The following is an 18,606-nucleotide window of genomic DNA, read 5'->3' as shown; positions in this document are numbered from 1 at the left end:
CGCCTCCCTGAGCGCGCGACGTCCCTTTCTCGATCGTTTTTCCGATCGTTCCGCCGCGCCCGGGGCTTCCAGCCCGCAGGCGCGGCTTCTTCCGTTCTTCCGTCCCCGCCGTCGGCGCGCCGCCGACCGCCCCGACGTGGACCGCTGCCCCTCGCGTGGCCTTTTCCGCATCTCCCTTCACGCCGAGAGGTCCCTTTTCCCATGGCCCGTCAGTCCCTCATATCGCGCCGCGTGGCCGCGGTCGCCGTCAGCGTCGTTCTGGCCGGGGGCGCCGCCGCCTGCGGGCCCAAGGACGGCACGGACAAGGCGTCCGCCGGTGACAAGCCGGGCGCCGCCGGGGCCGCCCCGCAGAAGGGCGGCACCCTGACCGTCCTCAACAACGAGCCGCAGAGCGACTTCGACCCGGCCCGCCTGTACACCTCCGGCGGCGGCAACGTCCCCTCGCTCGTCTTCCGCACGCTCACCACCCGCAACCGCGAGGCGGGCCCGGCCGGCGCCAAGGTGGTGCCCGACCTGGCCACCGACCTGGGCAAGCCCAACGCCGATGCCACCGAGTGGACGTACACGCTCAAGGACGGGCTGAAGTACGAGGACGGCTCGCCCATCACCAGCGCCGACATCAAGTACGGCATCGAGCGGTCCTTCGCCGCCGAGCTGTCCGGCGGAGCGCCGTACCTGCGCGACTGGCTGGTCGGCGGGGACACCTACGAGGGCCCGTACAAGGACGGCGGCAAGGGGCTCGACTCGATCACCGTGCCCGACGCGAAGACGATCGTCTTCAAACTCCGCAAGCCCGAGGGGGAGTTCCCCTTCCTCGCCACGCAGACGCAGTTCGCGCCGGTGCCCAAGGCCAAGGACACCGGGGTCAAGTACGAGGAGCACCCGGTCTCCTCCGGCCCGTACAAGGTCGTCAAGAACGAGAACGACGGCGAACACCTCACCCTGGAACGCAACGAGAACTGGGACGAGAAGACCGACGAGGAGCGCAAGGCCTACCCGGACAAGATCGACGTCCGCTCCGGGCTCGACGCGGCGGTCATCAACCAGCGCCTGTCCACCAGCTCCGGCGCCGACGCGGCAGCCGTCACCACGGACACGAACCTCGGGCCGGCCGAACTCGCCCAGATCGGCGACAACAAGGAGCTGAACGGGCGGGTCGGCACCGGGCACTTCGGCTACGTCAACTACCTGGCCTTCAACCCGAAGGTCGCCCCCTTCGACAACCCGAAGGTCCGCCAGGCCATCTCCTACGCGATCAACCGCACCAGCGTGATCAACGCCGCCGGCGGCTCCGCCCTCGCCGAGCCCGCCACCACCTTCCTGCCCGAGCAGGAGGCCTTCGGCTTCACCCCGTACGACCACTTCCCGGCCGGCAAGACCGGAGACCCGGCCAAGGCCAAGGCGCTGCTGGCCGAGGCGGGCTTCAAGGACGGGCTGACCATCACGCTCACCCACTCCAACGCCCAGAACCGGCAGACCAGCCCCGAGGTCGCCACCGCCGTGCAGCAGGGCCTCGCCGCCGCAGGGATCACCGTCAAGCTCGAGGGGCTGGAGAACAACGCCTTCAACGAGAAGCGCTGGGACGTCAAGAACACCCCCGGCTTCTTCCTCTCCCGCTGGGGCGCCGACTGGCCGTCCGGCGCACCCTTCCTCGCGCCGATCTACGACGGCCGCCAGATCGTCACCAACGGCTCCAACTACAACCACGCGCAGCTCAACGATGCGGCGGTCAACACCGAGATCGACGAGATCGCCAAGCTGACCGACCTCGCGGCGGCCGGCAAGCGCTGGGGCGCCCTCGACAAGAAGATCGGCGAGCAGGCGCTCGACGTACCGCTCTTCCACCCGGTCTACAAGCGGCTCGTCGGCAAGGACGTCAAGAACGTCGTCATCAGCGACTGGACCGGCGTCCTCGACGTCTCGCAGGTCGCGGTCAAGTGACGCTCCTCGCCCAGCGGTCGGCGCCCGGACCCGGGGTCACCACCCCGGGTCCGGGCGCCGGACGGCAGGTCTGGCGGCGGCTGCGCGCCCGGCCCTCGGCCGTGGCGGCGGCCGCCGTCCTCGCGCTCCTCGTCCTGCTCGCCCTCACCGCCCCGCTGTTCGCCCACCTCACCGGCCAGGACCCGAACGCCTACCACGACGAGCTCGTCGACTCCGCGCGAGGGGGCGTCCCGCTCGGCTCCTTCGGCGGGATCTCGGGCGAGCACTGGCTCGGCGTCGAACCGGGCACCGGCCGCGACCTGTTCACCCGGCTGCTCTACGGAGCCCGGGTCTCCCTGCTCGTCGCGCTCGGCGCCACCGCCGTCCAGGTCCTCGTCGGCGTGGGCGTCGGGCTCGCCGTCGCGCTCGGCGGGCGGTTCGCGGGCCAGGTCGTCAGCCGGTTCACCGACGTGATGATCGCCCTGCCCCTGCTGGTGATCGCCATCGCGCTCACCGCCGTCGTCCCGCCCGGGTTCCCGCGGCCGCTGCTGCTGATCCTCGTCATCGGGCTGCTCGACTGGGGCGGCGTCGCCCGGATGGTGCGCGCCCAGACCCTCTCCCTCAAGGAGCTGGACTTCGTGGACGCCGCCCGGCTCTCGGGCAACGGCACGCTGCGGATCGCCCGACGGGAGCTGCTGCCCTCGCTGGCCGCGCCCGTCATCACCCTCGCCGCGATCAAGGTCCCGACCGCCATGGTGGTCGAGGCCTCCCTGTCCTTCCTCGGGGTCGGCGTGAAACCGCCCACCCCCTCGTGGGGGCAGATGCTGTCCAGCGCCCAGACCTGGTTCCGCGCCGACCCCGCCTACGTCCTGCTCCCCGCCGGGCTGCTCTTCGTCACCGTGCTCGCCTTCACGGTGCTCGGCGACGCCGTCCGTACGGCCCTCGACCCGCGCGAGGACTCGCGGCTGCGGGTCGGCACCAGAAAGGAGCGCAAGGCGTGACCCGCTTCGTGCTCAAACGGACCGGCGGCGCACTGCTCGTGCTGCTCACCCTGTCCGTCGTGATCTACGCCCTCTTCTACCTGGTCCCCGGCGACGCCGCCCGCCTCGCCTGCGGGGAGCGCTGCAACCCGGCGCAGATCGCCCAGGTGCGCGAACAGCTCGGGCTGAACGAGTCGGTGGTCGCGCAGTACCTGCACTTCCTCCAGGGCCTGCTCGTGGGCCGCGACTCCTCCGGCGGCGCCGGGCTCGTCCTGCACTGCGACGCGCCCTGCCTCGGATTCTCGTACCAGAACGACCAGCAGGTCACCGAGCTGCTGCTGGAGCGGCTCCCCGCCACCCTGTCGCTGGCGCTGGGCGCGCTGGTCATCTGGCTCGTGATCGGCGTCGGCACCGGACTGCTGTCCGCGCTGCGCCGCGGCGGCTTCACCGAGCGGGCCCTGACCGTGGTCACCCTCGCCGCCACCGGCACCCCCGTCTTCATCCTCGGGCTGCTGCTGCTCATGGCCGTCTGCGCCTACCTCCAGTGGCTGCCCTTCCCCACGTACGTACCGCTCGGCGACGATCCCGAGCAGTGGGCGTGGAACATGCTGCTGCCCTGGGTGACCCTCGGCTTCTTCGAGAGCGCCAAGTACGCCCGGCTGAGCCGCAGTTCCATCCTGGAGACGCTCGCCGAGGACCACATCCGCACCTTCCGCGCCTACGGGGTGGGGGAGCGGGCCGTCGTGACCCGGCACGCCGTGCGGGGCGCGGTGGCCCCGGTGATCGCGCTCAGCGCGGTGGACTTCGGCACGATGATCGGCGGCGCCGTGCTGACCGAGTCGCTGTTCGGGATCCCCGGACTCGGCAAGACCCTCATCGACGGCGTACGCGTGGTGGACCTGCCCGTCGTGGTGGGCGTGGTGCTCGCGATCGGCGCGGCCGTCGTGCTCGCGGGCGTCGTCGCCGACGTGCTGTACGCCGTCGCGGACCGAAGGGTGGTTCTGGCATGACCGACACGACGACCGGTACGACCGGTTCGCTGGTGGACGTCACCGGCCTCACCGTCGACTTCCCGGTCGGCCGGCCGGGGGAGTACCTGCGGGCCGTCGACGGGGTGTCCTTCACCCTGGAGCCCGGCCGCGCCCTGGCCATCGTGGGCGAGTCCGGGAGCGGCAAGTCCACGGTCGCCGCGGCCCTGTTGGGGCTGCACCACGGCACCGGAGCACGGCTCGGCGGCACCGTCCGGGTCGGCGGCACCGACGTGGGCACGGCCTCCCCGGCGCAGCTCCGGGAGCTGCGCGGGGCCGTCGCCGCGATGGTCTTCCAGGACCCGCTGAGCTCCCTGGACCCGTACTACGCCATCGGCGACCAGATCGCCGAGGTGTACCGGGTGCACGCCTCCGTCTCGCGGCGGGCGGCCCGGGCCCGGGCGGTGGAGGTGCTGGACCGGGTGGGCATACCCGACGCGGTACGCCGCTCCCGCGCGCGGCCGCACGAGTTCAGCGGGGGCATGCGGCAGCGGGCCCTGATCGCGATGGCGCTGGCGTGCGAACCGAAGCTGCTGATCGCGGACGAGCCGACCACGGCGCTGGACGTCACCGTCCAGGCGCAGATCCTCGACCTGCTGCACGGACTGCGGGAGGAGCGGGGGCTCGGGCTGCTGCTGGTCACGCACGACGTGGGGGTGGCGGCGGAGAACGTGGACGCGGTGCTGGTGATGCGGGACGGGGGTGTCGTGGAGCGGGGCCCGGTGGAATCGGTGCTCTCCGCTCCGGCCGATCCGTACACCGCGGCGCTGCTGGCGGCCGTGCCGCGGCTCGACGCGGTGCGGGTGCCCCGGCCGGGGGCGGAACGGGCGCTGCCCGTGCCGGTGCCCGTGCCCGCGCCTCAAGCGTCGGCGGGGCTGGAATCGCCCCGGGCGAGGCGGGAGGCGGCGCCGCTGGAGCCCGCGCCCGTCGTCGAGGCGTTCTCCCTGCGGAAGGAGTTCGGGCGGGGGAAGCGGCGGGTGGCGGCCGTGGGCGGGGTGTCGTTGTTCGTGCGGGGCGGGGAGACGCTGGGGATCGTCGGGGAGAGCGGCAGCGGCAAGAGCACCCTCGGGCGGATGCTCGTCGGGCTGCTGGAGCCCGGTTCCGGGCAGGTGCGGCGGGACGGGGTCGAGAGCGTCGGGGTGGTGCCCGGGGTGCAGATGGTGTTCCAGGACCCGGTGTCCTCCCTCAACCCGCGCCGCTCCATCGGCGAGTCCATCGCGGATCCGCTGCGCGCGGCGGGGGAGCGGGACCAGCGCGCGATCCGGGCCCGGGTCGGTGAACTGCTGGTCCGGGTGGGCCTGGAGGAGGCGCACTACGACCGGTACCCGCACGAGTTCAGCGGAGGCCAGCGCCAGCGCGTCGGCATCGCCCGGGCCCTCGCGCCCCGGCCCCGGCTGATCGTCTGCGACGAGCCCGTCTCGGCGCTCGACGTGACCACACAGGCGCAGGTCACCGCCCTGCTGGCCGAACTCCAGCGGGAGCTCGGCATCGCGCTGGTCTTCATCGCGCACGACCTCGCGGTGGTGCGTCAGGTGAGCGACCGGGTCGCGGTCATGCGGGGCGGGGTGATCGTGGAGGAGGGCCCCGTCGACGAGGTCTACGACCGGCCGGCGCACGCCTACACCCGGGAGCTGCTGGCCGCCGTCCCGTCCCTCGATCCGGCCCTGGCCGCCGCCCGCCGGCTCGGCCGGCGCCGCTCCGGGGGCGTGCTCGCGGGAGCCTCGTAGACCGCTCCGCGCGGCCCTTGTGTCTTCTTAGCGCGCTCGAACGCGAACCGTACGGGAAAGTTACGACTCTTCACCCCTTCCGGTGGCGCGACGGACAACCGTCCGTCGCGCCTTCGGCATATCCGCTTGAGTTCGTATCCGGCGGGTCGCCGGACCGACGGAGACCGCCTGAAACGGGAGATCGGGGGTGCCACTCGTGCGGATCGGACTGCTCACGGAAGGTGGTTATCCGTATGCCACGGGGGAAGCGAGGCTGTGGTGCGACCGGCTCGTGCGCGGGCTTCCCCAGCACGAGTTCGAGCTCTACGCCCTGAGCCGCAGCGCCGAGCAGGAGGAGCGCGGCCGGGTGCCGCTGCCCTCCCACGTCACCCGGGTGCGGACCGCCCCGCTGTGGGCTCCGGCCGACGACGGGCGCAGCTACCGGCGCCGCGAGCGCCGCCGCTTCGCCGCCGCCTTCACGGAGTTGGTCCGCGGGATCTGCGGAGCCGACCCCGTGCGGTTCGCGGACGGGCTGTACGGGCTGGCCGCCCTCGCCTCGGAACAGGGCGGGCTGTACGCGGCACTGCGCTCCGAGACGGCCGTACGGGCGGTGGAGTCCGCCTGCCGCGCCCCGGAGGCGAGCAGGGAAGTGCAGCGGGCGCAGGTCGCGGACCTGCTGGAGTTCGTGGACGAACTGGAGCGGATGCTGCGGCCGTTGTCCCTGGACTGGTACGAGGAGCTCAGCGAGGTCGACGTCTGCCACGCCGCCGCGGGCGGTGTCGCGGCGCTGCCCGGGCTCCTGGCCAAACGCTTCTTCGGAGTACCGCTCCTGGTCACCGAGTACGGGGTCCAGCTCCGGGCCCACTACCTCGCGCAGTCCGCGCGGGACGAGCGGCCGGCCGTACGGGCCCTGCTCGCGGCGTTCCACACCCGGCTGGCCGGCGAGATCTACGCCCAGGCCGACCTGCTCACCCCCGGCAACGCGCATGCCCGGCGCTGGCAGGAACGCTGCGGGGCCTCCCGCGAGCGGCTGCGCACGGTCTACCCCGGGATGGAGGCGGACCGATTCGCCGCGGTGGGCGAGGACCCGGCCTGCGGGGACCCGCACACGCTCGTCTGGGTCGGCCGGGTGGACCCCGCCAAGGACCTGATCGCGCTGCTGCACGCCTTCGCCGAAGTGCGCAGGGCCGAACCGCGCGCCCGGCTGCGGATCTTCGCGACCTCGGTCGGGACGGGCCCGGGCGGTGCGGGCCCCGGTGCGGGTCCCGGCGGCGGGCACCACGAGGTCGGGCACGGCTACCTGGCCGACTGCCGCTCGCTCGCCGCGCAGCTCTTCCCCGACGAGGCCGCCGACGCGCACGCGGTCGGCGAGAACCCGGTCACCTTCGAGGAGATCGGCGGCCCCGACGTGCCGTCACCGGCCCACGCGTACGGCTCCGGGCGGGTGGTGGTGCTCTCCTCCGTCATCGAGGGCTTCCCCATCACCCTGGCCGAGGCGATGTTTTGCGGCCGGGCCACGGTGTCCACCGACGTCGGCGCCGTCGTCGAGGTGATCGGCGGGACCGGTCTCGTGGTGCCGCCGCGCAATCCGCGCGCGCTCGCCGAGGCCTGCGTCACGCTGCTGCGGGACCCCGAGCGGGCCCAGCGGCTCGGGTCGGCCGCCCGGGCACGGGCCCTCGAACTGTTCACCGTCGAGCAGAACGTCGCCGCCTTCCAGGACGCCTACCTGCGACTGCTGGCCCACGGCCCGGCCCGCCCCGACGGCGCGGGGGTGCCCTTCGAGCAGCCGCCCGAGGCCCGGGTCCCGGGCCACTGGGCCACCCCCACCTGGGCCGCGCCCCACTCCGGATCCGTACCCCCGTCCGCCCCTTCCGAGGGCCGGGCCGCCGGTCCGGCCTCGGATCCGGCCGCCGGTCCGGCCTCGGCTCCGGTCTCCGGTCAGGTCGACGCGCCGGCCGGGGGCGCCGCCGCCGGCCCGCAGGCCGACGTGACCGGGGCTCCCGACCCGGGCCGGGCCGCCGTCCCGGGGCCGGGCAGTGCCCCCGACGCCGGCCCCGCCGGGCACGGCGCAGGCCGGGCCGCCGACCGGGCCCCGCACGCCGACCAGGTCTCGCACCCCGACCCGGCCCCGTACGCGGACCGCGTCATGGTGCCCGCCGCGCGGGCCGCGCGCGCCGCCGGTTCGGAGGCCTCCGCGTGACCGTGCCCCTGGACGCAGCCATCCCCCCCTTGGACCCGCCCCCGCCCCGCCGGGCCCGCTCCGCCGGGGATCCCGTCAAGGCGCTGCTCCACCGCCACCGGGAGCTCTGCGAGCACGCCGTGGACCCGCTGGAGATCGCCGCCGGGCTGGAGGCGCACGGCATCACCGACCGTACCGCCGCCCGGTTCCGCCACCGCGACGTCTTCTCCCTCGCGGAGGAGCTCTACGCCCGGACCCCCCGCGACGGCACCCCGCCCGCCCCGCCGGCCGGGATCCCGGACCGCGCCAGGGCCGTACGGGGCTTCGGCTACGCGCTGCTGCCCGGGGCCCTCGCCCTCGGCACGGCCGCCGCCGGGGTGCCCTGGGCCGGAGCCCTGGCGGTGCTCGTCACCGTCGCCGCGCTCGGCCGGCCCGGCCGAGCCGCCGGAGGCCGGTTCCCCGCCGCCGTGTACCTCCTGGCCGCCGCCGCCCTCGGCTGGGCCGTGCACCGCCACGGCACCGCGCTCGGCGTCGCGTTGGCCGTGGCCGCCGCCCCCGGACACCTGGCCGGCGCCGTCTTCGCGGCCCGCGCCCGGAGCCGGCTCGCCGGGAGCCGGGCCCTGGAGGACTTCGCCGACGGGGTGAGACCGCTGCTCCTCGGGACGCTCGCGCTGTACGCCGCGGCCGCCGCGGGAGCGGCCGCCCTGGCCGGGACCCCCCTGGCGGTGGCCGTACCGCTCGCGGTGCTGCTCCTCCTGACCCGGCTGCTGCTCGGCCACGGAGCCCCCCGCGGAGCCCTCGCGGCGGCCCTGGCCCTCGTACTCGCCCTGCTCCCGGTCCCGGCGGCGCCGTTCGCCGCCGCGGTGGGAGTCCTCGTACCCGCCGTCCTCGCGCTGTCGCGGGCCTCCGCGCACGCGCAGCGGCCCTGAAACCTTCGGAAGCAGACACCGAAGCGCCCTACCCCCCCACCCCCTATCCACCCATCCAGCAAGGAGACACAGGACATGACCGGCCAGCCAACCAACCAAGGGGCCGCGCGATGAGGGTGCTGCTGATCGGAGCCAACGGATACCTCGGACGCTACGTCGCGGACCGGCTGCTCGCCGACCCCGCGGTCCAGCTCACCGCGCTCGGCCGCGGCGACGACGCGGACGTGCGCTTCGACCTCGCCACCGGCAGTCCCGGTGCGCTCACCCGGTTCCTCGACGCCGTCCACCCGGGCGTCGTCATCAACTGCGCCGGAGCCACCCGGGGCGGTGCCCGCGAACTCACCCGGCACAACACCGTCGCGGTGGCCACGATCTGCGAATCGCTGCGCCGCAGCGGCTGCGGTGCCCGGCTCGTCCAGCTCGGCTGCGCCGCCGAGTACGGGCCCAGCCAGCCCGGGTCCTCCACGGCCGAGGACGCCGTCCCCAGACCGGGAGGGCCGTACGGAGTCAGCAAACTGGCCGCCACCGAGCTCGTGCTCGGCTCCGGGCTGGACGCCGTCGTCCTGCGGGTCTTCTCGCCCGTCGGCCCCGGCACCCCCGCCGGATCCCCCCTCGGCCGGCTCGCCGAGGCCATGCGGCGCGCGATGCAGTCCGGGGACGGCGAGCTCAAGCTCAGCGGGCTCGGCGTGCAGCGCGACTTCGTCGACGTACGGGACGTGGCGCGGGCGGTGCACGCCGCGTCGCTGTCGGCGGCCCAGGGCGTCGTCAACATCGGCACCGGCCGGGCGGTCCGGCTGCGCGACGCGGCCGGGGTGCTGGCACGGGTCGCCGGGTACGGAGGCTCGCTGCACGAGATCGACGTACCGCAGCACGCCCAGCACCCGCAGGCGCACGGGCACCTCGGGCGGCCCGCCGGGCTCGCCGCCATCGGCTCCCCGCGCTCCGAGGCCACGGCCGAGCAGCTCGCCGCCGCGACGGCCCAGCCCCCGTACCCCTACCCGGACGGGTGCGGAGCCTGGCAGCAGGCGGACGTCCGTACCGCCCGCGACCGGCTCGGCTGGCGGCCGCGGATCAACCTGGAGGAGTCCCTCGCGGACATCTGGATGGAGGCGGCGTGCCGCATCTGACCACCCCGCCGGTCACCGGCCAGGCGGCCACCGAGGCGGGCAGGCTGGGGTTGGGGGTCCCCGGGTACGCGCATCCGCTGCTCGCCCCGGTGGAGTGGGCCGAGCTGACCCGGCCCGGCACCCCCCTGCACTGGGCCGTCCTCAACGTCACGGACGGCCCGGGCGGCCGGCCCGACCCGCACTGCACGGAGGCCGCAGCGAAGCTCCGTCACGCGGGCGGCGAGGTCCTCGGCCATCTCGCCATGCGAGACGGCGAGCGGTCCTTCGGGGAGCTGATCTCCGACGCCCACCGCTTCCGGGACTGGTACGGAGCCGACGGCTTCTACCTCGCCGACGCCCCGGCGGGGAAGGCGGAACTGGCCTCCGTGCGCCGGGTCGCGGACACCCTGCGGGGCCTCGGCGAGGACCTGCGGATCGTCCTCGGACACGGCACCCATCCCTACGAGGGATATACGGAGACCGCCGACCAGCTGGTCACCTTCTCCGGGAACTGGGCCGACTACCGCTGGTCGCAGGTGGCGGAGTGGACGGCGGACCACCCGCCGGAGACGTTCTGTCACCTCGTGCACGGGGTACCGCGCACGCATCTGGAGGAGGCGCTGCGGATCGCTCGCTGGCAGGGCGCGGGGACCATCTGGTTCACCGACCGGCGCGGGGCCGCGGACCGGGATCCCTGGGCGTCGATGCCCGGGTACTGGGACGAAATCGTCTCGCGGATCGGACCGGGTGTCTCGGAATGAAGGAGGGCGTGGCAGTGTTACGGGAAGAACCACCGTTAAGACTTAATCATCTACGGAGTCCCCGTGTCGCTGCCACCCCTGGTAGAGCCAGCTGCTGAGCTCACCGTTGACGAGGTCCGTCGGTACTCCCGCCACCTGATCATCCCCGACGTGGGGATGGACGGCCAGAAGCGCCTGAAGAACGCCAAGGTGCTGGCCGTGGGCGCGGGCGGCCTCGGCTCGCCCGCCCTCATGTACCTGGCCGCGGCCGGTGTCGGCACGCTGGGCATCGTGGAGTTCGACGAGGTCGACGAGTCGAACCTCCAGCGCCAGATCATCCACAGCCAGGCGGACATCGGCCGTTCCAAGGCCGAGTCGGCCCGCGACAGCGTGCTGGGCATCAACCCGTACGTGAACGTGGTCCTTCACGAAGAGCGGCTCGAAGCCGACAACGTGATGGAGATCTTCAGCCAGTACGACCTCATCGTCGACGGCACGGACAACTTCGCCACGCGCTACCTCGTGAACGACGCCTGCGTGCTGCTGAACAAGCCGTACGTCTGGGGCTCGATCTACCGCTTCGACGGCCAGGCCTCGGTCTTCTGGTCCGAGCACGGCCCGTGCTACCGCTGCCTCTACCCGGAGCCGCCCCCGCCGGGCATGGTCCCGAGCTGCGCCGAGGGCGGCGTGCTGGGCGTGCTCTGCGCGTCCATCGGGTCCATTCAGGTCACCGAGGCCATCAAGGTCCTCACGGGCGTCGGCGAGTCGCTGGTCGGCCGCCTGATGATCTACGACGCCCTGGAGATGCAGTACCGCCAGGTCAAGGTCCGCAAGGACCCCGACTGCGCGGTCTGCGGTCCGAACGCGACCGTCACCGAGCTCATCGACTACGAGGCCTTCTGCGGCGTCGTGTCGGAGGAGGCCCAGGAGGCCGCGCTCGGCTCGACGATCACTCCCAAGCAGCTCAAGGAGTGGATCGACAACGACGAGCCGATCGAGATCATCGACGTCCGCGAGATCAACGAGTACGAGATCGTCTCGATCCCCGGCGCGAAGCTGATCCCCAAGGGCGAGTTCCTGATGGGCACCGCCCTCCAGGACCTGCCGCAGGACAAGCGCATCGTCTTGCACTGCAAGACGGGTGTCCGCAGTGCGGAAGTCCTCGCGGTCCTGAAGTCCGCGGGCTTCGCGGACGCGGTCCACGTCGGCGGCGGCGTCATCGGCTGGGTCCACCAGATCGAGCCCGAGAAGCCGGTCTACTAGAAGTCACCGGAAGGGGCCGTACCTCGCTCGCGCGAGGTACGGCCCCTTCGCCGTGTTCCGGTGCGTTCCGTGTGTCGCGGGCCTAGGGTCTGTTGCGAAAGTGGATCTTGTTCCTTCATGATCACGTCTCGTGGGACGTGGAGATCTGACGAACGGCCAGTGGGCCCGGCTTGAGCCGTTGCTGCCGCAGGGCATCAAGTCGGGCCGGCCGCAGGTGTGGACGCGCCGGCAGCTGATAGACGGCATACGGTGGCGGACCCGGACCGGTGCTCCGTGGCGGGACGTGCCCGAAAGATACGGGCCCTGGGACCGGGTTTACGACCTGTTCCGACGCTGGCAGCGGGATGGAACCTGGACCGGGATCCTCACCCGGCTCCAGGCCGAGGCGGACGCGAAAGGCCTGATCACCTGGGACGTGAACGTCGACTCCACCGTCTGCCGGGCCCACCAGCATGCCGCCGGGGCGGCGAAAAGGGGGATCTCCAGAAGGAGCCGCCCGGCGGAGTCTTCATTGAGCCCTCCGACCACGGCATCGGACGTTCCCGCGGCGGGCTGAGCACCAAGATTCACCTGGCCGTCGAGCAGGGACAGAAGCCCTTGTCCCTGGTGATCACGGCCGGGCAACGCGGCGATTCCCCGCAGTTCGAGCCGGTCATGGAAGCGATCCGGGTGCCCCGGCTCGGCCTGGGCAGGCCGCGCAAGCGCCCGGACCGAGTGCGGGCCGACAAGGCGTACGACTCCCGCAGCAACCGCTCCTACCTGCGCAGACGCGGGATCAAGGCCACGATCCCGCTCCCGGCGGACCGGATCCGCAACCGGCAGGGACGTGGCTCGCACGGAGGTCGGCCGCCGAAGTTCGACCGAGACGACTACAAGCAGCGGCACGCGGTCGAGTGCGGGATCAACCGCCTCAAGCGCCACCGAGCCGTCGCCACCAGGTACGACAAACTCGCCGTCCGCTACGAAGCGACCGTCCTGGTCGCAGCCATCAACGAGTGGCTCTGACACTGCCGACCGGAAGTAGATCACCCATTCCTTCCCCGCCTGCCGTCGGCCAGGATGACCGGGTGATACTCCATGTTGTTCTCGCTGGCGACCACGTCCGCCTTCCGGAGTCTGCCCCCCTTCCTGCAGATTTCGCCCCCAAAGGCATCATCCCCGCGGCGGTCATACGGGACGCCGACCCGGATGTCTCCCCACCGGAGATCCGGACTGTCTCGGGAGAGACCGTCTTCGTCTCGGCCAAACGGCGTACCGAACTGGAACGCTTCTGCATCGACAACCGGATTCCCCGACGGTCCAGGCCCGACGTGTGGGGCGACCTTCTCGAGCCCTTCCTCGACACCGAGTTCACCAACGAGCGCCAAGCCGCCACTCAGGCCCGCCTGGACCAGGCCGGCCTGGGACCCGACGAAGTGGCCGGCATCCGGTACAAGGTCGCCCCACTGATGCGCGCCTACAACACTTTCTACGAGGACTGGCACCACCTCGGCCTGGCGGACCTCCTGGACGCTGCAACCGCAGACTCGGTTCCTCAGCACCAGCAAATGAAGCCCAGCGAGATTGCCGCCTTCTGTGCGTGGGCGATGAAGATTGCGGACCTCGGCCACTTTCACAACAGGCCCTAGACGGGTGCGGTCGGCGTCGGGGACTTCGACGCCGTGCAGACCGTGCCCCCGCCTGGCACCTTCCCGTCGAGCAGGTAGGAGTTCACGGCCTGTTGCACGCAGGGGTCGCCGCTGTTGTAGGCGCCGTGCCCCTCGCCCTTGAAGGTGAGCTCCACGCCGACGCCGGGGCCGAGCCGCTCGACCATCTTGCGGGCGCCCTCGTACGGGGTCGCCGGGTCACCGGTGTTGCCGATCACCAGGATCGGCGCCGAGCCGGGGGCGGAGACGTCCGGGGTGTTCCAGGCGCCGGCGACGGGCCAGTCGGTGCAGCCCATCATGGCCCAGCCGAGGAAGTCCCCGAAGACGGGCGAGGCGGCGCGGAACTCCGGCAGCTTCGCCTTGGTCTGGGCGAGGGTGTACCGGTCCTTCGAGTCGGCACAGCTGATGGCGGTGTTGGCCGATCCGATGTTGCTGTAGGTGCCCTTCGGGTCTCGGCCGTTCAGCGCGTCGGACATGGCGAGCAGCAGCTGCCCTTGGCCGCCTTCGGCCTCGTCCAGGCCCTGTTCCAGCAGGGGCCAGGCCTCCTTGGAGTACAGGGCGAAGGCGATGCCGTTGGTCGCGGCGTCGTCCGTGAGCAGCCGGTCGCCGGAGCCGGGGATGGGCTTGACCGCCAGCTCCTTCTGGAGCTTGATGATGTTCGCCTCGATCTCCTTGACGGTGCTGCCCTGGAGTTGGCAGGAGTCGCCGCGGTTCACGCAGTCCTGGGCGAAGTTGTCGAGCGCGAGCTGGAAGCCCTTGGCCTGGCCGAGGGCGCTCTGCTCGGAGTTCTTGGTCGGGTCGACCACGGCGTCGAAGACGGCCCGGCCGACGTTCTTGGGGAAGAGGTGGGCGTAGACCCCGCCGAGCTCGGTGCCGTAGGAGATGCCGAAGTAGTTCAGCTTCTCGTCGCCGAGGGCCTGGCGGAGCCGGTCCAGGTCACGGGCCGCGTTCTCCGTGCCGACGTGCGGCAGCACCTTGCCGGACTTCGCCTCGCAGGCTTCCTTGTACTTCTTGGAGGTGGCGAGGAACTGCTTCTCCTCCTCCGGCGTCGTGGGGCTCGAGTCGGCGGCGTAGTACGCGTCCAGCTGCTTGTCGTCCTCGCACAGCACGGGCGCGCTGCGGCCGACCCCGCGCGGGTCGAAGCTGACCAGGTCGTACCGCTCGCGCAGGGCGCCGTAGTCCTTCGCCGCGCCGGGCAGGGTGCTGATGCCGGAGCCGCCGGGGCCGCCGAAGTTGAAGACGAGCGAGCCGATCCGCTTGTCCTTGTCGCGGGCCTTGGCCCGGATCAGCGCCAGCGGGATCGTCTCCCCTTCCGGCTCGGCGTAGTCGAGGGGCACGTCGAGGACGGCGCACTGCCAGTCCTTGCCGGGAACCTGCCCGACCCCCTCGGCGGGGGTGGGGGCCTCGCACTCGCCCCACTTGGGCTTCTTGATGCCCTGAGCGGCGCCGTCCTTGCCCCTCTTCTCCTTGCCTCCGCCGTCGGAACAGGCACTGGTGGCGAGCAGCGCGGCGGCAGCGGCGGCGGCAGCGGCGACCCGCAGGGCGTGTGTGGGCATGTCTTCATCCTGTGCGCGTGTCGCGCGCCCCGCCCCCGCGCTGACCCATCCGGGTCACGGGGGCGGGGCGCGCGGTCGGTCACGTCCGAGCGGTCAGGTCCGATCGGTCACTGGGCGGCCGTGGCGGCGGGGATGTCGACACCGGCGGCCCGGCGGGCCGGCCACAGGGAGGCGAGCAGGGCGCCGGCCAGGGCGAGCAGCACACCGAGGGCCAGCTGTCCCCAAGGGATGACCAGGGCGTATCCGGCGACGCTCTCCTGGAGGGTGTTGCCGAGGGCCCAGCCCGTGAAGACGCCCATCACGGTGCCGACGGCCGCGCCGAGCGCGCCGACGAGCAGGGCCTCGATGCGGATCATCCGGGTCACTCCGGCGCGGTCCAGGCCGAGGGCGCGGAGCGTGCCGATCTCCTTGCGGCGTTCGAGCACGGACATCGCGAGGGTGTTGGCGATGCCCAGGGCGGCGATCACCAGGGCCATGCTGAGCATCGCGTAGAAGATGCTCAGCTGGTCGCCGATGCCGCTGGTGTCCTCCGCGCGGATGGCCTCCTTGTCGAGGACGGACAGGGCGGGGTTGTCGCCGAGCGCCTTGACCAGGCTCGCGAGCTGGGCCCGGCCGGGGCCGCCCGCGGTGGCCACGACGATCGCGTCGGTGTACGGGGTGGCGTCGAAGCGGGCGACCAGGGAGTCGGGCGCGGTGATGCTGGGCAGCACCTTGCTCTGCTCCTCCGCGTGGTAGATCGCCCCGATGGTGACCTCGCCCTGCTTGTCCTGCCGCTTCACGGGGAGGCTCTGGCCGACCTTCCAGCCGTTGGCCTTGGCCTTGTAGTCGGCGACGGCGACCTTGCCCTGGCCGAGGCTGTCGAGGGAGCCCGCGGTCACCTCGTAGCGCAGGAGGCGGCCGATGGCGGCGGGGTCGACGCCGGTCAGGACGGAGCGGACGCCGCCGATCTCGTACTCGGTGGACTGGTTGAGGGGGCTGAAGGTGGCGCCGGTCAGCTTCTTGAGGGGCTCGGCGGTGGCGGGGGTCAGCCGCTGCCCGCCCGAGGGGGCCTGCACCAGGTAGTCGCCGGTGATGTCCCGGGTGGTCGCGCCGTCGAGGTACTGGGTGGCGGAGGCGCCGAGGACGGACAGGCCCGAGGCGAGCGCGAGGGCGATGGCGAGCGCCGAGGCGGTGGCGCCGGTACGTCGCGGATCGCGCACGGTGTTGCGGGCGGCGAGGTCGCCGTGCACCGGGCTGAGGCGGAGCAGCAGCGGGCGGAGCAGGGCGGTGAACGGCCGGGACAGCAGGGGGATGAGGGCGAGGGCGCCGGACAGGGTGAGGGCCGCGCCGAGGGCGATGACGGTGCGGGCGTCCTTGGTGTCCGACGCCGTGAGGGCTCCGTACAGGGTCGTGGCCAGGCCGGTGAGCAGCAGGGCGGCGCCGATCCCGGTGCGCAGGGAGCCGGCCCGCGCGGGGGCGGCGGGTTCGGCGGCGCCGAGCGCGGCGACGGGCGGGATGGCCATGGCCCGGCGGACCGGTACCCAGGCGGCGATCACGGGCAGGGCGGTGCCGACCAGCAGCGCGATGATCACGGTGGAGGGGAGCAGGGTCAGCGGGGCGTCCGGGCTGTCGGCGGAGGAGAAGACGGCCTGGAGCAGGGCGGCGACCCCTGTGCCGGTCACGATGCCGGCCACGGAGGCGATCAGGCCGACGAGGACGGACTCGGTGAGCAGGATCCGGCGGACCTGCTTGCGGGTGGCGCCGACGGCCCGCATCAGGGCCAGCTCCCGGGTGCGGCGGGAGACCAGCATGGTGAAGGTGTTGGAGATCAGGAAGGTGGCCACGAACAGGGCGACCGCGGCGAAGCCCACCATGATCTGACTCATGGTGTCGCTGCCGGTGGAGGCCATGTTCGCCTGGATCCGGGCGAGCTGGGCACCGGTGACCGCGGTGGAGTCCTTGGGGATCACCGCTTGGACCCGGCCGAGGAGCTCGGTCACGTCGGTGCCGGGGGCGGCCGTGATCTCGATGTCGGTGTAGTGGCCGGGCTGGAGGAACAGCTTCTGCGCGGTCGTGTCCGCGAACAGCACCAGGCTGCCGCCGGGCGACAGCTTCGAGGCGTCGGTACGGAAGACGCCGCTGAGCCGGTAGGACGCGGCGCCGGTGCTCGTGCCGACGCGCACGGTGTCACCGACGCGGTAGCCGCCCTTGGTGGCGGAGGCCTCGTCGAGGGCGACGGCCTTGCCGTCGCCCGGGCCGGAGCCCTCCGTGAACGCGTAGGCGGGGTCCTTTCCGTCCTTGGCCGGGGCGAAGTTGCCGCCCTTGCGGAAGTCGGCACTGCCCAGCAGCCGGCCCTCGGGGTCGGCGACGGCGGCGAAGCCGTTGACCCGGCCCGCGGCGGCGGCGACGCCGGGGACCTCGGCCAGGGAGGCCGCGGTACGGGAGTCGAGGGTGGTGGGCGGGCCGCCCGGCACGGCGTTGGGCGAGACGTTGAGGGAGATGCGGTCGTAGCCGGCGCTCGCCCGGTCGGTGTTGGCCTGCTTCTGGCTGTCGCCGTAGACGAGGCTGCCGGTGACGAAGGTGACGCCGAGCATGACCGCGAACACGGTCATCAGCAGGCGGGCCTTGTGCGCGAGCACGTTGCGCAGGGCGGTACGGAACATGGGATGCGGATCCTGGAGGGGCGGGCCCGGGGGGAGCGGGCGGGCGGCTGGTTCGGTGCGGGACGCGGAGGGGTCAGCTCGTGCGCGAGCGCGCGTCGAAGGCCTTCATCCGGTCCAGGACCCGGTCCGCGGTGGGCTGCTGCATCTCGTCGACCAGGCGGCCGTCGGAGAGGAAGACCACCCGGTCGGCGTAGGCGGCGGCGACCGGGTCGTGGGTGACCATGACCACGGTCTGGCCCAGCTCGCGCACGGAACTGCGCAGGAAGCCCAGGACTTCGGCTCCGGCACGGGAGTCGAGGTTTCCGGTGGGCTCGTCGCCGAAGATGATCGCGGGGCGGGAAACCAGCGCCCGGGCCACCGCCACACGCTGCTGCTGCCCGCCGGAGAGCTGCCCGGGACGGTGGCCGAGCCGGTCGGCGAGTCCGGTCATCGACACCACGTGGTCCAGCCACTGCCGGTCGGGCTTGCGGCCGGCGATCGTCAGCGGCAGCGTGATGTTCTCCAGCGCGGTCAGGGTCGGCAGCAGGTTGAACGCCTGAAAGATGAAGCCGATCCGGTCCCGGCGCAGCCGGGTGAGCTGCTCGTCGTTCAGGGAGCCCAGCTCGGTGGTGCCGATGCGCACGGAGCCCGCGGAGAAGGAGTCGAGCCCGGCGGCGCAGTGCATCAGGGTGGACTTGCCGCAGCCGGAGGGGCCCATGATCGCGGTGAACTCGCCCTCGCGGAAGGCGATGTCGACCCCGTCCAGGGCGACGACCCGGGTGTCACCGCTGCCGTAGACCTTCGAGAGGCCGGTGGCGGCGGCCGCGACGCCGGTCGGCGCGTGGTGCGGGTGCGGGGCAAGGGGGGCGGTCACGGGGACTCCTCTTCGGGCGCGGGAAGCTGCACTTCGAAGGGTGTCCGGGGGAGGTATC

General features: G+C 72.8%; 14 protein-coding genes. 11 read left to right on the top strand and 3 right to left on the bottom strand.

Translation table 11 applies throughout. The features are described from left to right. Positions 1 to 201: 201 nt before the first annotated feature. The 11 genes from ACFYYB_RS14905 (at position 202) to ACFYYB_RS14855 (ending at position 13,479) form a co-directional block, all read left to right on the top strand. On the top strand, positions 202 to 1,941 hold the full coding sequence (locus ACFYYB_RS14905; RefSeq protein WP_389435651.1) for an ABC transporter substrate-binding protein: 1,740 nt from the start codon (positions 202 to 204) through the stop codon (positions 1,939 to 1,941). Then, a complete protein-coding gene (locus ACFYYB_RS14900) occupies positions 1,938 to 2,921 on the top strand; it encodes an ABC transporter permease (RefSeq protein WP_389435650.1) in 984 nt (327 codons plus the stop codon). Before ACFYYB_RS14905 ends, ACFYYB_RS14900 begins: the two co-directional genes overlap by 4 nt. Further along, positions 2,918 to 3,910 (top strand): ABC transporter permease, encoded by a 993-nt coding sequence (locus ACFYYB_RS14895; protein ID WP_389435649.1) that lies wholly within the window; start codon positions 2,918 to 2,920, stop codon positions 3,908 to 3,910. Before ACFYYB_RS14900 ends, ACFYYB_RS14895 begins: the two co-directional genes overlap by 4 nt. Beyond that, entirely contained in the window at positions 3,907 to 5,655 is a 1,749-nt protein-coding gene (locus ACFYYB_RS14890) for a dipeptide ABC transporter ATP-binding protein (RefSeq protein WP_389435648.1), read from the top strand. The genes ACFYYB_RS14895 and ACFYYB_RS14890 overlap by 4 nt, the downstream gene beginning before the upstream one ends. 196 nt (positions 5,656 to 5,851) lie before the next feature. Continuing rightward, a complete protein-coding gene (locus tag ACFYYB_RS14885; protein WP_389436202.1) occupies positions 5,852 to 7,834 on the top strand; it encodes a DUF3492 domain-containing protein in 1,983 nt (660 codons plus the stop codon). Beyond that, positions 7,831 to 8,742, top strand: coding sequence for a hypothetical protein (locus ACFYYB_RS14880; RefSeq protein WP_389435647.1), 912 nt, complete (start codon positions 7,831 to 7,833; stop codon positions 8,740 to 8,742). The genes ACFYYB_RS14885 and ACFYYB_RS14880 overlap by 4 nt, the downstream gene beginning before the upstream one ends. 110 nt (positions 8,743 to 8,852) lie before the next feature. Beyond that, on the top strand, positions 8,853 to 9,869 hold the full coding sequence (locus ACFYYB_RS14875) for an NAD-dependent epimerase/dehydratase family protein (protein WP_389435646.1): 1,017 nt from the start codon (positions 8,853 to 8,855) through the stop codon (positions 9,867 to 9,869). Then, positions 9,857 to 10,609, top strand: coding sequence for a spherulation-specific family 4 protein (locus ACFYYB_RS14870; RefSeq protein WP_389435645.1), 753 nt, complete (start codon positions 9,857 to 9,859; stop codon positions 10,607 to 10,609). Before ACFYYB_RS14875 ends, ACFYYB_RS14870 begins: the two co-directional genes overlap by 13 nt. 63 nt (positions 10,610 to 10,672) lie before the next feature. Further along, positions 10,673 to 11,851: an adenylyltransferase/sulfurtransferase MoeZ gene (moeZ, locus tag ACFYYB_RS14865; protein WP_266880979.1), complete on the top strand. Its 1,179-nt coding sequence runs from the start codon at positions 10,673 to 10,675 to the stop codon at positions 11,849 to 11,851. A gap of 130 nt (positions 11,852 to 11,981) precedes the next feature. Then, positions 11,982 to 12,856, top strand: a protein-coding gene (locus tag ACFYYB_RS14860; RefSeq protein WP_389435644.1) for an IS5 family transposase whose coding sequence is annotated in 2 segments (ribosomal slippage) — positions 11,982 to 12,371 and positions 12,374 to 12,856 — 873 coding nt in all. Because the reading frame shifts where the segments join, the coding sequence is not laid out codon by codon here. Positions 12,857 to 12,918: 62 nt separating this feature from the next. After that, positions 12,919 to 13,479, top strand: a complete 561-nt coding sequence (locus ACFYYB_RS14855) for a hypothetical protein (RefSeq protein WP_389435643.1) — start codon at positions 12,919 to 12,921, stop codon at positions 13,477 to 13,479. Here the strand turns inward: ACFYYB_RS14855 and ACFYYB_RS14850 are convergent. From ACFYYB_RS14850 to ACFYYB_RS14840, 3 genes are all read right to left on the bottom strand, one after another. Further along, the gene (locus ACFYYB_RS14850; protein ID WP_389435642.1) at positions 13,476 to 15,053 is read right to left on the bottom strand and encodes an alpha/beta hydrolase; all 1,578 of its coding nucleotides are present in this window, start codon (positions 15,051 to 15,053) and stop codon (positions 13,476 to 13,478) included. The two genes, ACFYYB_RS14855 and ACFYYB_RS14850, sit on opposite strands and share 4 nt — an antisense overlap. Before the next feature lie 107 nt (positions 15,054 to 15,160). Beyond that, a complete protein-coding gene (locus tag ACFYYB_RS14845) occupies positions 15,161 to 17,695 on the bottom strand; it encodes an ABC transporter permease (protein ID WP_389435641.1) in 2,535 nt (844 codons plus the stop codon). A 73-nt stretch (positions 17,696 to 17,768) separates the two neighbouring features. After that, on the bottom strand, positions 17,769 to 18,548 hold the full coding sequence (locus ACFYYB_RS14840) for an ABC transporter ATP-binding protein (protein ID WP_389435640.1): 780 nt from the start codon (positions 18,546 to 18,548) through the stop codon (positions 17,769 to 17,771). Between the last annotated feature and the right edge of the window lie 58 nt (positions 18,549 to 18,606).

The organism is Streptomyces sp. NPDC002886 (assembly GCF_042888445.1).
Taxonomy (GTDB): Bacteria; Actinomycetota; Actinomycetes; order Streptomycetales; family Streptomycetaceae; genus Streptomyces.
The sequence above is the reverse complement of the archived record's forward strand: the minus strand, read 5'-3'. Positions and strand labels throughout refer to the sequence as shown.